This window comes from Metabacillus sp. Hm71 (genome assembly GCF_051842955.2).
GTDB lineage: Bacteria > Bacillota > Bacilli > Bacillales > Bacillaceae > Metabacillus.
Genome location: NZ_CM200278.1, coordinates 4,326,734 through 4,340,728, shown reverse-complemented (window position 1 = coordinate 4,340,728; position 13,995 = coordinate 4,326,734). Strand labels below are relative to the sequence as shown.

The 13,995-nt window shown below is 37.3% G+C and carries 15 protein-coding genes; 12 read left to right on the top strand and 3 right to left on the bottom strand.

Annotation, left to right across the window (positions count from 1 at the left end; all coding sequences use genetic code 11):
* Positions 1-58 precede the first annotated feature (58 nt).
* The gene (pepV, locus tag ACSVDH_RS21480; protein WP_439249860.1) at positions 59-1,459 is read left to right on the top strand and encodes a dipeptidase PepV; all 1,401 of its coding nucleotides are present in this window, start codon (positions 59-61) and stop codon (positions 1,457-1,459) included.
* Between the two features lie 110 nt (positions 1,460-1,569).
* Here pepV and cysK read toward each other — a convergent pair whose 3' ends face one another.
* On the bottom strand, positions 1,570-2,499 hold the full coding sequence (cysK, locus tag ACSVDH_RS21475) for a cysteine synthase A (RefSeq protein WP_439249861.1): 930 nt from the start codon (positions 2,497-2,499) through the stop codon (positions 1,570-1,572).
* A gap of 258 nt (positions 2,500-2,757) precedes the next feature.
* Here cysK and thpR point away from each other — a divergent pair, with 258 nt between their 5' ends.
* The 7 genes from thpR to ACSVDH_RS21440 all read left to right on the top strand — a co-directional run bounded on the left by thpR (position 2,758) and on the right by ACSVDH_RS21440 (position 9,177).
* A complete protein-coding gene (thpR, locus tag ACSVDH_RS21470; RefSeq protein ID WP_439249862.1) occupies positions 2,758-3,333 on the top strand; it encodes an RNA 2',3'-cyclic phosphodiesterase in 576 nt (191 codons plus the stop codon).
* Complete coding sequence (locus tag ACSVDH_RS21465) at positions 3,333-3,719, top strand: CidA/LrgA family protein (RefSeq protein ID WP_439249863.1); 387 nt, start codon at positions 3,333-3,335, stop codon at positions 3,717-3,719. The genes thpR and ACSVDH_RS21465 overlap by 1 nt, the downstream gene beginning before the upstream one ends.
* Positions 3,716-4,402 carry an LrgB family protein gene (locus ACSVDH_RS21460; protein ID WP_439249864.1) on the top strand — a complete coding sequence of 229 codons (687 nt, stop codon included), beginning with the start codon at positions 3,716-3,718 and terminating at the stop codon, positions 4,400-4,402. The genes ACSVDH_RS21465 and ACSVDH_RS21460 overlap by 4 nt, the downstream gene beginning before the upstream one ends.
* A 31-nt stretch (positions 4,403-4,433) precedes the next feature.
* A complete protein-coding gene (locus ACSVDH_RS21455; RefSeq protein WP_439249865.1) occupies positions 4,434-5,393 on the top strand; it encodes a nuclease-related domain-containing protein in 960 nt (319 codons plus the stop codon).
* A gap of 335 nt (positions 5,394-5,728) precedes the next feature.
* Complete coding sequence (locus ACSVDH_RS21450; protein WP_439249866.1) at positions 5,729-5,980, top strand: hypothetical protein; 252 nt, start codon at positions 5,729-5,731, stop codon at positions 5,978-5,980.
* Between the two features lie 36 nt (positions 5,981-6,016).
* A complete protein-coding gene (gene pulA, locus ACSVDH_RS21445) occupies positions 6,017-8,143 on the top strand; it encodes a type I pullulanase (protein WP_518617140.1) in 2,127 nt (708 codons plus the stop codon).
* A 221-nt stretch (positions 8,144-8,364) separates the two neighbouring features.
* Positions 8,365-9,177 (top strand): phosphotransferase family protein, encoded by an 813-nt coding sequence (locus ACSVDH_RS21440; protein WP_439249868.1) that lies wholly within the window; start codon positions 8,365-8,367, stop codon positions 9,175-9,177.
* On the opposite strand, the gene ACSVDH_RS21435 is transcribed toward ACSVDH_RS21440, so the two are convergent.
* Positions 9,174-9,452 (bottom strand): YtzH-like family protein, encoded by a 279-nt coding sequence (locus ACSVDH_RS21435; RefSeq protein WP_046517397.1) that lies wholly within the window; start codon positions 9,450-9,452, stop codon positions 9,174-9,176. The genes ACSVDH_RS21440 and ACSVDH_RS21435 overlap by 4 nt on opposite strands.
* Positions 9,453-9,718: 266 nt before the next feature.
* Between ACSVDH_RS21435 and trmB the strand changes: the two genes are divergently transcribed.
* Together trmB and ACSVDH_RS21425 are read left to right on the top strand one after the other, a co-directional pair.
* Positions 9,719-10,366 (top strand): tRNA (guanosine(46)-N7)-methyltransferase TrmB, encoded by a 648-nt coding sequence (gene trmB / locus ACSVDH_RS21430; protein WP_439249869.1) that lies wholly within the window; start codon positions 9,719-9,721, stop codon positions 10,364-10,366.
* Between the two features lie 446 nt (positions 10,367-10,812).
* Entirely contained in the window at positions 10,813-11,667 is an 855-nt protein-coding gene (locus ACSVDH_RS21425) for a YtnP family quorum-quenching lactonase (RefSeq protein ID WP_439249870.1), read from the top strand.
* Positions 11,668-11,727: 60 nt separating this feature from the next.
* Here the strand turns inward: ACSVDH_RS21425 and ACSVDH_RS21420 are convergent, their stop codons facing one another.
* On the bottom strand, positions 11,728-12,039 hold the full coding sequence (locus ACSVDH_RS21420) for a PepSY domain-containing protein (RefSeq protein ID WP_439249871.1): 312 nt from the start codon (positions 12,037-12,039) through the stop codon (positions 11,728-11,730).
* A gap of 171 nt (positions 12,040-12,210) precedes the next feature.
* Here ACSVDH_RS21420 and ACSVDH_RS21415 point away from each other — a divergent pair, with 171 nt between their 5' ends.
* On the top strand, positions 12,211-13,284 hold the full coding sequence (locus tag ACSVDH_RS21415; RefSeq protein WP_439249872.1) for a M42 family metallopeptidase: 1,074 nt from the start codon (positions 12,211-12,213) through the stop codon (positions 13,282-13,284).
* Positions 13,285-13,303: 19 nt separating this feature from the next.
* On the top strand, positions 13,304-13,819 hold the full coding sequence (locus ACSVDH_RS21410; protein WP_439249873.1) for a DUF84 family protein: 516 nt from the start codon (positions 13,304-13,306) through the stop codon (positions 13,817-13,819).
* The last annotated feature ends 176 nt before the right edge of the window (positions 13,820-13,995 follow it).

The window sequence follows — 13,995 nt, the reverse complement described above, 5'->3', positions numbered from 1 at the left end:
TATCCTGCAATAGTGTTTGGTATGTTATGTAGAGAAGGTAATTAAAGGAGGCCTGGGAATGAATTGGAAAGAAGAAGTTGAAAAGAGAAAAGAAGAGATTGTCGAACAAACACAAGCATTTCTGAAAATAAAAAGTGTATTAGATGAAGCTTCTAGCAGTGAGGTAGCTCCATTTGGAGAAGGCATTCATGAAGCCTTGTTGCATTTGCTCCAGCTGGGAGAGGACGCTGGCTTTACAGTAAAAAATCTTGATGGCTATGCAGGGCATATTGAATTAAAAGGCAGCAGCGAAGATATTATCGGTATCCTCTGCCATATTGATGTTGTACCTGAAGGTGATGGCTGGACGAGTGATCCTTTTGGGGCGGAAATTCGAGATGGAAAAATATTTGCACGTGGTGCTCTCGATGATAAAGGGCCGACTATTGCTGCATTTTATGCAATGAAGATTATTAAAGACCTCAATCTGCCATTATCAAAACCTATTCGTATGATTATCGGGACAGATGAAGAAAGTGACTGGAGATGTGTGGAGCATTATTTTAAGCATGAGAAGATGCCAACAATGGGTTTTGCACCTGATGCAGATTTCCCGATTATTTTTGCTGAAAAGGGAATTATTGATGCTACACTTATACAAATAACCAACTCTGAAACAAAATCGAGCGATATAGTTCTTCAAGCCTTCCATTCCGGGAGAAGGTTTAATATGGTGCCGGATTTTGCAGAAGCAACATTAAGAATTAATCATGGTGACGTAGAATCTGTTATTGTTCCATTTAACAATTACATAGCTGAGCTGAACGTAAAAGGGACTAGTAAGGTTCAGGACAAAACGATTACAATTTCAATTGAAGGAATATCAGCACATGCGATGGAGCCGAATAATGGTGTAAATGCTGGACTTCTATTAGCTGTATTTTTAACAAAGCTTACTTTAGATTTAAAGGGCAGTTGCTTTATCGAGACAATTACGACTTTGTTTGAAGGTGATACGCGAGGAATTCATCTTCATATTGCTTATTCTGACGAGATCAGTGGTGATTTGACAGTCAATCTTGGGGTTATGTCTTATACAAATGAGTCTGGAGGACAGCTTGGGATCAATATCCGTTATCCTGTTACAGGAGATTCAGACCAAATTCGAAAAGCATTGTCAGAAGTAGCGGGTTTTGAACTGAAACGATTTAATGATTCTAAACCGCATCATGTTGATGAAAAGCATCCTTTGATCCAAACATTGCAGCATGTTTATGAAGAGCAAACCAGTGAGAAAGCAGAGTTAATTGCAATCGGTGGAGGAACTTATGCGAGATCATTAGCTGCAGGAGTCGCATTCGGACCGCTGTTTCCAGGAAGACCTGATGTAGCCCATCAAAAGGATGAGTATATATTAATAGAGGACCTTTTGAAAGCAACAGCGATATATGCCCAAGCTATTTATGAGCTGGCAAAATAACGATTATTTAATAGAATTCATGGGTTCAGTTTTTCTTATACTATCATCCATAAAATTTTTATACGCTTATAGTATAAAGAAGGAGAGGGTCAAAAGGCCCTTTCCTTTAATTAAAAATGAAACACATCACTTGACAAGTAACGCTCACCTGTATCTGCGATCATACAAAGAACAACATCATCAGATGTTAATCTTTTTGCGACTTCAATTGCACCATAGCATGCAGCACCAGAAGATGGACCAACTAAGATTCCTTCCTCGCTTGCAAGCCTTCTTGTCATATCATAGGCTTGGTCATCCTCGATTTTAAGAATTTCATCATATATCTTTTGATTTAATATTGAAGGAATAAAGCCAGGGCTTGTCCCAACTAATTTATGCATTCCCGGTTTACCGCCTGAAAGAACAGGAGAACCCGCTGGCTCAACAACATGTACTTTTAACTGCTTATAATGCTGCTTTAATGCTTCGCCTGTTCCGGTTATCGTTCCACCTGTACCTGCAGTGGCAATAAATGCTGATAACGGCTTACCAAGCTCAGCCATCGCCTCAATAATCTCCTTTGCCGTCGTCTTGCGATGTGCATCTGGATTTGCTTTATTATCAAACTGCATAGGCATAAAAGCATTTGGGATTTCTTTTGTTAGCTGCTCAGCTTTCCTGATTGAACCTGGCATCTTTTCGTCACCAGGTGTCAAGACAACCTCTGCACCATATGCTTTTAATAAGTTTATTCGTTCTTGAGTCATCGTATCAGGCATAACAAGAATCGCTCTATAACCGCGAGCTGCTGCATTCATGGCAATCCCAATTCCCGTGTTTCCACTTGTCGGTTCAATAATCGTTGAATTTGGCTTTAAGTACCCTAGCTTTTCTGCTTCAACAATCATATTATAGGCTGCACGGTCTTTTACACTGCCGCTAGGATTAAAATATTCAAGTTTTAAGTAAACGGCTGCACCATCTTTTGGTTGCAGACGATTTAATTTAACCAATGGAGTATTTCCAATAAGATCGGCTATATTGTTTACAACTTTCAATTCTGCTCACTTCCTTTTTAGCCTGGGAAAGGTGCTTTCTTCTTTGTACACCCTCTATTAGAATCATAGCATATCAAGATTGAAAATCCTATCTTATAAGTAGGATTTCGTCCTATCAAGAAATCAAACCATGGCAACCTCAGCACTATCTTATTTGATCTGTACAATAAAGAAAGGGTTTTACTGCAAGTTAATGTGGGATAGAATAATTAATAAAGCTTAACAGCTGCTGCATTCTGATTATTAGGGGGGATCTTATTGAACGCTCAAACACATTTCTTTATAGCTGTACCTATTGATAAAGAGCAAAAAAAACTGATTCACAATTGGGTAACCGAGAATAAGGACAATTTACCATTTAAATCATGGGTTCATCAAGAAGATTATCATATTACTTTAGCATTTTTAGGTCATGTTGATTCAAAAGATCAACTCATGCAGTTATTAGAACGTGTGAGAGAAAAAACGGCAGATATTCCGCCATTTACTCTTTCTTTGAAAGGGCTAAATACGTTTGGAAAAAAAGATTCTCCAAGAATTTTTTGGGCTGGAATTGAAGAATCTTCATCTCTTCATTATTTGCAAAAACAAGTATTTCAAGCTTGTAAGGATACTGGATTTAAGCTTGATTTAAAACCATTCCGTCCACACATCACACTTGCTAGACGTTGGAACTCTGAGACCCCATTTATAAAGCCTGAGGCTTTCGAATATACATTCCAGGATGACAATAATCCATTTATGGTGCAAATGATCCATTTATATCAGACACATCTCGATCGAGTTCCAAAGTATGAAACGATTGAACGATTTGCTCTTCAAGGTGAGCTGTGATGGAATTTGTAAAAATAGTATTTCAGATTTTAGGTTTATATACGATATATTTAATAGGGGTCTTTATAACAAAAGTTTTTGATTTGTTTGTTCCAGGGAGTATTATTGGGATGATTTTATTATTTGGAGCACTGCATTTTCGGTTAATTAAGAAAGAATGGTTTTCACTTGGAGGTTCGCTCCTATTAAACCATCTTCCTCTATTATTTATCCCGGCAACAGTTGGGATAATAGACTACCTCGATTTATTCAAGGGAAGCGGGTTTATCACGATTGGGATTGTGATTATCAGTACATTTATCGTAATGGCCACATCCTCGTTTATAAGTGATGGATTAGTGAAAAGGAGTCAGGTAGTTAATAAAGATAAGGGGTTACACCTATGAAGTTATTTTTGCCGATCTTATTTATTTTTATAACGTTATTAATCTATTTTGTTATGAAGCGTCTTTATCTTAGGATCAACCATCCATTACTTGTTCCAATTTTTACTTCAAGTCTCCTTGTTGCATGCTTTTTACTTTTGGCAAAAATACCATATGGCACATATATGGACGGTGCCAAATGGATCGATGAACTGCTTGGTCCTGCAGTTGTTGCACTAGCCATTCCACTATATGAACATCGGGAAACGATTAAGAGAAACATCCTTACCATTATATTAAGTGTTTTCAGCGGTTCTATTGTTGGAATGATCAGCGGTATTGCTTTAAGCATGATTACACATGTCAAGGACGAGCTGATTTATTCATTGGCTCCAAAATCTGTTACAACACCGATTGCAATGGAGATAAGTGAAATTGTGGGTGGAACACCTGCTCTTGCAGCTGTTTATGTCATGATTGCCGGTATTTCCGGTGCTATGTTCGGTCCCTTTTTAATGAAGGTATGCCGCATAAAGCACCCAATTTCAAGAGGTATAGGCTTTGGTACAGCATCACACGGAATTGGTACCGCGAGAGCGTTGGAAATAGGACATGCCGAGGGTGCCTTTAGTTCAATTGCTATGACATTAAGTGCTGTGGTCACTAGTTTTCTTTGTCCTGTTATTTTATCGATATTTTTATAATGAGAGTAAGCAAAAAGGAGCTGATAAATGGTTGGCACAATTAATTAAACTATACGATTATGTTTCACGCTATGAACTTGATGTTTACCGATATCCAAGTCAATTTATCCGATTAAAAAAACAACAATGGGATAATGTTTCATTAGCTTGGGAAAATAATTCTTTCCATTCGGTTATGAAAGTAAGTCAAGCCTCTGACTTTAAGGTCGAGGATGGGAATGAAAAAAGGTCCTTCTTAACGAGATTTAAAACTAAACGATTAAAAGTTGCAGAAGAAACAACCGATCAAAATCCGCTTGTGTATGAGGCTGCCATTGAAGACAAAGAATTGCAATTTCCCTTCACTACGATTCCAAAAACGATAGATGATCTCAAACATCTGTTTCTTGATTATATTTTTCGTTTTCAAATTCGTTGGGCAAGTTCAACACTAAGGGAGAAATCATCTGTTGATCCATCCGTTTTCCGGGACAGACTGCTGCGGTACTTCGTACAGCGTCTTCCTGATCATTATCTTTTGCTGTATCGGCCAGTATTTAAGCTGAAAAATGCTCCAGTTGAATTGGATATCATTCTTATCGGAACGACAGAAGTTTACTGTATGACATTTATTGAGGAACTGGATGAAACAGTATTTACAGGTTCAAAGGAAAAGTTTTGGGTTGCCCGAAGAGGGGATCATGAGAAAAAACTGCTTAATCCTGTTTTAAGCTTAAATCGCACCGGGACAGTTGTACAAAAGCTAATTTCAGCTGGTCAAATGGAGATTCCTGTTAGGAAGTTCATTATTAGCCGGAATGGTTATATTGATTATCCGTTTGCTCCTTACGATATAACCATACTTGATAAACGAACATTTGACGACTGGTTTCAGAGATTAAGAAATGCTTCTGCTCCCCTAAAGCATATTCAATTAAAAGCAGCTCAGGTTCTGCTTTCACATGGCTTAACTACTTCATATTCCCGTTCAGAATGGGAATCGGATGAGTAAGGACGAGACCTTGAGTCAGTCCTTTTTATTATTGCTGTTCATCTTCTTGAACACAATAGACACACGTACATAAACTAGTAGTGATAACGGAGCCTTAAGTATGAATTGTGAACGGTTTGAGTTCTTTTCAAAAAATTCAAATAGGTTTTATAAATACTGGAACTGGGAATTACTTTGCTAAGGGAAATCAACTCCCTTTTCAGTTGGTTAAGACAAACAGTTGCAGAATATCAACCAACCTCATTAAAAGTAAGCGTGAATGAAGAGTTTGCAACGTATAATAATGTATGGTTTATAACGATAACCCATGCATCTAAAATAGGGATTTGTAAAAGATGAGCCTGAATTGTACTGGAAATGAAGGATGTCTTGAGGTGACAATTGTTCATTCAATTAGTCGTTTTGAACTTGTTATGTATGCGCTGGCAGGAAGAAAAAAATTGATTCATACCTTTTCCTGTGAATTACTCAATATTGCTTCAAGCGACCCGATATCGATCCATGATGGAGAAATGGCGGGTGAACTACCAGTTACAGTTAAAAGTAGAAAATCTCCTGTTGCCCTTATAACAAAATATTATTTCTAAATAAAAGAAAAAGACATCCATATGGGGGTGGCTAGATTGCTTAAAATAAATAGGCAATTTGAAGCGTTTTTAGACCAAATTGATGAAATTGCTATTCTTTTTCCTAAATATTTGGATAAAGAGGATAAAGCGTTTTATATAGAAAGTGACAATGGTACTAAACAACTTAAAATAAAGCAAAAATTAAATATTGGCAGTCATATGAAATATGTTTGTCAGCTTACGAATGATATCGAGTTTGGTAAAACCTATACCATTTTAGATGAATCTGATACAAAAACAGATTTGCAAATTGGCTCAGTTATTCGTTCTAACTATTTTGATAAACAATTTGCTTATGATGGTTATGATCTCGGTGCCGCTTATTTTAAAGATCATACAGCTTTTAAAGTATGGGCGCCTACGGCAACGAGCGTCAAACTTAGATTATATCATCAAGATAAAACTGAATTTCAAACATTTACCATGTTAAGAGGAGATAGAGGAGTCTGGTCTATCTCAATAGAAGGTGATTTTGAAGGCTTATTTTATACCTATCTTGCATGTGTAAATTTAGTATGGCGTGAAGCTGTGGATCCTTATGCAACTGCGGTCTCTATAAATGGTGAGTATGGTGTCATTATTGATAAACAAAAAATAGCGGTTCCTCCAGTAAAGCTTCAGCCTTTTGAAAATAAAACAGATGCAGTCATATATGAAGCACATATCCGCGATTTTTCTATTCACGAAGATAGCGGCATGATTAATAAAGGGAAGTATGAAGCCTGGTTAGAAACAAATACGACCAATAAGCAGGGTGATTCAACCGGAATTACCTATCTAACGGAGCTTGGTGTAACACATATAGAGCTATTGCCTGTAAATGATTATGAAGAAGTGGATGAACGGAATCCATTTGGAGCCTACAATTGGGGCTATAATCCATTACACTTTTTTGCTCCTGAAGGAAGCTACTCTAAGCAGCCAACAGATCCTTATAAACGGATAATTGAATTAAAATCTGTAGTCCAATCCCTTCACAAACATGAATTAAGAGTGATTTTAGATGTTGTTTTTAATCATGTCTACTCAAAAGAGGATTCTTCCTTTGAAAAGCTTGTGCCAGGATATTATTTTAGATATGATGCAAATGGACTTCCATCGAATGGCACAGGAGTCGGGAACGATCTTGCCTCAGAGAGGTATATGGTAAGAAAATTTATTATCGATTGTGCAGCCTACTGGATAAATGAATTTGATGTGGATGGCTTCCGTTTTGACCTGATGGGAATACTTGATACCGATACAATGCAGCAAGTACAAGAAAGAATCCATTCTATTAAACCGGACGCGATTTTGTTAGGAGAGGGATGGAATTTAAATACTCCTTTACCATTTGAGAAGAAAGCGATTATTCAAAATGCACACAAGGTTTCTTCCATCGGATTTTTTAATGATCAATTTCGCGATATTATAAAAGGAAGTACGTTTAGTGTTCATGATTGCGGATTTGTTTACACGAATTTAGAAAAAAATGAACGTATGAAGCTGTTAATTAGCGGTTCACCACATATGTTTTCTGAGCCGCACCAATCGATTAACTATGTGGAATCACATGATAATCATACGATGTGGGATCGATTTTATTCTTTTTCTCCATATGAAGAGAATGAGATAAGAATGGCACGACACCGATTAGCGACTAGTATTGTCATTCTTTCACAAGGAATTCCGTTTCTCCATGCTGGGCAAGAGTTCTTTCGAACAAAAAATAATGTGGAAAACAGTTATAACTCTCCTGATGAAATAAACTGGATCGATTGGAGCAGGCGTTCAAGCTTCAAGGAAAATGTTGAATATGTAAAAGGATTAATTCATTTGAGAAAGCTGCATGCAGCCTTCCGCTTACCTACAGCTCAATTGATCCAAAAGCATGTCGTATTCAATGCGGATCATCCTCAATTGCTTACCTACAGATTAGAGGAGGTTGGTCATCTAGGTCCTTGGAGCACGATTTATGTTGTTCATAATAATCACTTCCATCAATGTTTTACACTTTTCTTACCTAAAGGAGAATGGAAGATGGTAGCGAACCCTGCAAAAATTATCGTGGAAGATCCAATATTTGTAAATGGTAATGTTGAAATTTCAAAAATAGGAACGTATGTTTTTGTGAGAAACTAGGTTTTTAGTTTTTCTTGACTAGTGTTATCATATGGGGATAAAATTTAGTAGGATGGCTATTGTGCAAGCTTCTATCATCACGAATAGCTATCCTTTTTATTTCAAAATAAAAATATTGATCATGAGACATCTAAATTTGGTCTATAGTCATTGCGTACTTTCCGCTATATTAGCGGGTTTAAAAAGCGTGACTTTTCTAAATACTTTTATGAAATGTTGGGTTGAAATTGAATGGGAACTGGTTGGAACAAGTATTAGGTAGTGAGTGGAAAATTACACCGGCTGGTGGAGCAACAGGTGATGCTTATTTCGCAGAGCGTGATGGACAGGAGCTTTTTCTAAAGCGAAACAGTTCACCGTTTTTAGCTGTGCTTTCGGCAGAAGGAATCGTTCCAAAGCTGGTTTGGACAAAGCGGATGGAAAATGGTGATGTGATTATTGCACAACACCGTTTAAACGGCAGGAAGTTAAAACCGATGGATATGAACGGTTCAAATGTGGCTCAGCTGTTGCAAAAAATTCATCGCTCTAAAGATCTATTGGATATGTTAAAAAGATTAGGAAAGCAACCGCTCACTCCTAACTCCATAATCGAAGATATTGAGCAAGTAGTTGCTTTAGAAAGAATTGAGCAGCCGGAAATAAATCAGGCAATTGCTGTATTGCTTAACCAGCTTCCAGATGTTCAATGTGATGAATTTGTTGTTTGTCATTGTGATGTTAACCATAATAATTGGCTTTTATCAGAAACTAATCAATTATATTTAATTGATTGGGACGGTGCGATGATTGCTGATCCAGCAATTGATATCGGAATTCTTTTATATTGGTATATAAATGAAACTGACTGGGAAGACTGGCTTGCATCATATGGCCTTAAGCTAGACGAGCATTTACTGACAAGAATTTACTGGTATGTGCTATTGCAGGCATTAACTTCATTTTTATGGTACCATGCAAAACAAAATGAAGAAGAAAAGCAGAACTGGCTTGAGCACATAAGAATGATGTTAGTTAGAATGAATGGTAATTAAGAAAAAGAATCAATATCCTGAATCCATTGTGACAATTGGTTCTGATGTGACTCGATATGCTGATCAAGCGATGCGGAGTTTATTCCAGCTTGACTATAGGAATAAATATTTTCAAGAATGCCCTTTACGTTTTGATCAATGTTTGTATTCACCATTAGCGATTTTATTAATCGTTCAAGCTGTTCACATTCTGCAACTGTTCCACAGCACTCACTTTGATGTTCAGATAAAATATCTTTTAATAAATTGACTTGATCATGGTATTGAATAGGCAAACTATGCACTTCCTTTCGTAAAGTAAAACGTATCCACGTTCTACAATGATAACAAGATTGGTGTAAACCATTTAACATTAACTTGTCTTTTATAAAGATGAATTATTCTAAGGCTGACATAAAAGGTAAAAATCCTTCTTGTCAGCCTTTTGTTTTCAATTTTCGGCTGTTTTTTCCATTTGATCTTCTGCATCATTTAAAGTCTTGCATGCTTGCTTATTTCATGATATCGTTTAGTTCGATATTAAATCGATAGAGGTGTCTTCATGCGTTTACGTCATAAACCTTGGGCAAAGGATTTTATTGCCGAGCATTCACAATATGTCATTGCTAACCCTGAGCAATATAAAGGAAAGTGGCATGAGGTATTTGGTAATGATCATCCCATTCATATAGAAGTTGGTACAGGGAAGGGACAATTTTTAGCAGGAATGTCCGTACAAAACCCTGGAATAAATTATATAGGAATTGAGCTTTTTGATAGCGTCATTGTCGCTGCATTACAAAAAATTGTCGACCAAAAGCTTCCAAATATGAAGCTTCTAAATGTAAATGCACAAAATTTAACCGATTATTTTGATGACAATGAAATTGAACGTGTATACTTAAACTTTTCAGATCCATGGCCAAAATCGCGTCATAGTAAAAGACGCCTTACCTACAAAAGCTTTTTAGAAATTTATGAAAAGATTTTAGTGAAAGGCGGAGAAGTCCATTTTAAAACAGATAACCAAGGGTTATTTGAATTTTCACTCATCAGCTTTTCTGAATATGGAATGCAGTTGAAATTCGTAAGTCTTGACCTTCATAATAGTGATTTCGAAGGAAATATCATGACAGAATATGAAGAGAAATTCTCTGAAAAGGGTCAAAGAATTTACCGGGTTGAAGCAAAGTTTATGAACGAAGAATAAACAATATAAATGATTGTTGTAAGAACGAATGAAAAAGGGAAAATGACGGTACAATGTCATTTTCTTTTTTTTTGAAAGATAAGTATAAATTTGTACTATGTTTTGGTGTCTAGCTCCAGCGCCTAGTCCCTCTAGGATCTAGCCAATTTAGAATTGAAGGTAAAGAACGCCTTCTATTCTAAATCGTCTTAATTGCCCTAGGCTGAACAAGGCGCTTGCGCTTTTCTAAAAGTTTAAGAAAATTTTGTACTTAGTTTTAGTGTCTAGCTCCAGGCGCCATCGGCTCTAGGGTCTAGTCAAATAGGAATTGAAGGTAAAGAACACCTTCTATTCATATTCGCCTTATGCTTGTCGCCGAATGCTAAGCGCCTTGCGCATTTCTTATTCTCCTTTGTCATTTGAGTTTATTCTTATGTTAAGATAATAGTAATGTGGGAGGGATGAGATTGGAAACACTTCAAATTGGTGGAACAAAAATTACTTGGTTAAATGGCGGGGTAACCCATTTAGATGGTGGAGCAATGTTTGGGGTTGTTCCAAAGCCGCTTTGGTCCAAAAAATATCCTGTTAACGAACAAAATCAAATTAAATTAAGGACAGATCCTATGCTTATTCAAAAAGACGGTTTTAATATTCTTGTTGAATCTGGTATAGGTTCTGGGAAATTAAATGAAAAACAGCTAAGAAATTTTGGAGTGACAGAAGAATCTGCTGTTGAACAATCATTGCAAGCGCTTGGACTATCAACAGAGGACATACATATTATCTTGATGACACATATGCATTTTGATCATGCATGCGGATTAACAAAATGGGAGGGGAATAAACTAATCTCTGTATTCCAAAACGCAAAAATTATTACCTCTTCTATTGAATGGGAAGAAATGAAGAACCCTAATATTCGCTCACGCAATACATATTGGAAAGACAATTGGGAAGCCATTGAGGAGCAAGTGTCAACATTTGAAAAATCACTGGAGGTTATCAATGGTCTTGAAATGCACCATACAGGCGGACATAGTAATGGCCACAGTATTGTCATCTTGCAAGATGGTGGAGAAATGGCTGTACATATGGCTGATTTAATGCCTACACATGCGCACAGAAATCCATTATGGGTGTTAGCTTATGATGATTATCCGGTGACATCTATTGAAAATAAGCTAAATTGGCTAAAAATTGGAGAAGCACATCATGCCTGGTTTATCTTTTATCATGATGCCTTTTATCGGGGAATAAAATGGAATGATCAAGGTGATATTGTAGAAAAGGTCGTACGGAAAAAGCGGGATGCTCGGTAAAAACAGCAAGACTTCAAACAGTAGGGGAAGAGGAAAACCCCTACTGATGGAAGTCTCGCTTTATGCAATTTTTTCAACATGGACAATGGCACCTGTCTTTGTGTCAATAAAGGCTTCATATTGTTCAAGCTGATCATTTACTGTACGAGAGATGCCAGTTTTAAAAACCTGATATGACAAATGCTCATTTGAAAAGGTTTCAGGTATCGTATAAATCCAGGAACCATCAATTGGGCCCTTCTCCTTAAATGCTTTCTTAACAAGTTCCAAAGCTTTATCAGAAGAGATTGACATCGGCTTTAATTGATTGCTTAGAAGGTAAGTTGAAGCAATACCTAGCCCTAAGCCGAGCAAGAAATATTTACCCTTCACATTGTCACCCCTTAGTCGAATAAGTCAAAATAAAGTTGATTTTCAGGTACATATTTTGTATCCAAAAACCATTATAGCATATTAAGCAGCCATACTTTTAGATGCTTCAATTTAATCATATTAATAAGTCAATAGAAAAAGACGCAGAGTGCGTGGAAATGAGGGAATGAGATGAACAACGAAACCTTAGAGTTATTTAAAACATTAACAGAACTACCTGGTGCCTCTGGAAATGAACATCAAGTAAGGGTGTTTATGAAAAGCCAGCTTGAACTATATTCCGATGAGTTGGTTCAGGATAAGCTGGGAAGTATTTTTGGAGTTCGTCGCGGAAAAGCTGAGGATCCAACAATTATGGTAGCTGGTCATATGGATGAAGTAGGTTTTATGGTTACCGCGATAACAGATAATGGGATGCTTCGTTTTCAACCACTAGGAGGCTGGTGGAGTCAAGTATTACTTGCACAAAGGGTTCAAATTATAACTGAGAAAGGCCCTATTATTGGTGTAATTGGCTCGATTCCTCCTCATTTATTAAGTGAGGCTCAACGTTCAAAACCAATGGACATAAAAAATATGTTAATTGATATTGGAGCAGATCATAAGGATGATGCAAAACAGCTAGGCATTAAACCAGGTCAGCAAATTGTACCGGTTTGTCCTTTTACACCTTTAGCAAATCCGAAGAAAATTCTTGCAAAGGCATGGGATAACCGTTATGGCTGCGGGCTTGCAATTGAACTGCTTAAGGAATTAAAAGATGAAGCGCTGCCAAATACGCTCTTTTCAGGTGCAACGGTTCAAGAGGAGGTTGGCTTACGTGGGGCACAAACAGCGGCTACCATGATTAATCCTGATCTTTTCTTTGCCTTAGATGCCGGCCCTGCCAATGATATGAGCGGTGATAAAAAAGAGTTCGGACAGCTTGGAAAAGGTGCAGTACTGCGAATTTATGACCGTTCAATGGTAACACACCGCGGCATGAGGGAATTTATTCTTGATATGGCTGAAACACATGATATCCCATACCAATATTTTGTTTCACAAGGCGGTACTGACGCAGGACGTGTTCATGTGTCAAACCAAGGGGTACCATCGGCTGTTATAGGGGTATGCTCACGTTATATCCACACATCTGGATCGATTATGCATGTTGATGATTATGCTGCGGCAAAAGAACTTTTAGTTCGTCTCGTGAAGGCGTGTGATGTCTCAACTGTTGAATCAATCAAAAGCAATTCGTAAAGGTTAGAGGAGAGTAGAAATGAAGATTGCTATTGGAACAAAAAATCCAACAAAGGTGAATGCAGTACAAGCAGCTTTTGCTTCCTACCTGCCAGGAGAATTTAGATCTATAGACGTCCCATCTCAAGTTTCTGCACAGCCTTTGACTGACGATGAAACCATGACAGGTGCAATAAATCGTGCAAAAAATGCCCTTGATGCAGTCGAGGCTGATATTGGGGTCGGCTTAGAAGGCGGATTAATCAAAACAAAGCATGGCTATTTTTTATGTAATTGGGGTGCACTAATTTGTAAGGAGCTTCAGCCGATTGTAGCTGGCGGTGCGAGAATCATTGTGCCTGAAGAAATAGGAAAAGAGGTTTTCAATGGAACCGAGCTAGGTGATGTGATGGATCAATATGTGAAAATACATAATGTCCGTCATCACCAAGGAGCAATTGGAATCTTTACAAATGGCATTGTTGATAGAACGGAAATGTTCACACAGCTTTCACAGCTCTTAGTTGGTCAATATCTTTATCAGAAGAATAAATAAAAAGCGGCGGAAACGCCGCTTTTTTCTTTATTCATATTTATAAAATTCCTCGTATTAACGATCATATCCCTCTATTTACCATTATTAACAATGATACCCTTTGATCTGATTTTTCTTGTCAACCAAAAAACAATAAGGTTATTATAAATTGAGTCTTCTATATCTAGTAAAAAATG